Source organism: Mesorhizobium sp. M6A.T.Cr.TU.014.01.1.1, from assembly GCF_004022765.1.
Lineage (GTDB): Bacteria > Pseudomonadota > Alphaproteobacteria > Rhizobiales > Rhizobiaceae > Mesorhizobium > Mesorhizobium mediterraneum.
This window is the reverse complement of sequence record NZ_RZPG01000163.1, coordinates 1-379: the sequence shown is the minus strand read 5'-3', so window position 1 is coordinate 379 and position 379 is coordinate 1. Positions and strand designations below refer to the sequence as shown.

Here is a 379-nt window from a genome sequence, read left to right as displayed (position 1 = left end):
GAATTGGGTGCCGGGCACAACCGCCGGGAAGAAGCCGTGTGGGGCAGCGTGGGCGATGATGTCGGACAACAGCACGCCGGCATCCGCCTCGAGAACACCGGTTTCGGCGTTGAAGGCACGAATCCGGTTCAGCGAGCGCATGTCGACGACCGCGCCGGCCGCGTTCTGGCAGGAATCGCCGTAGGAGCGGCCATTGCCATAGGCAAGCAGTGACGCTGGCTTGGCCTGACCGCCCTTCAGCAGCGAGATAGCCTCGTCGGCACCGATGGCGCGCGGCGCCGGCGGCGTAGCAAGGCCAAAGCTCGGGAACCGCTCAGTGGCCATGCCTACCAGCCCCCGATGACCAGCATCACTGCACCGATCAGCACAACGATCTGGC

At 66.2% G+C, this 379-nt stretch carries 1 protein-coding gene; it reads right to left on the bottom strand.

Annotated features, from left to right (window positions below; all coding sequences use genetic code 11):
* Positions 1-324, bottom strand: a 324-nt coding sequence (locus EN885_RS33425; RefSeq protein WP_128335277.1) for an FAD-binding protein, incomplete at its 3' end; no start/stop codon positions are given.
* Positions 325-379: the final 55 nt, after the last annotated feature.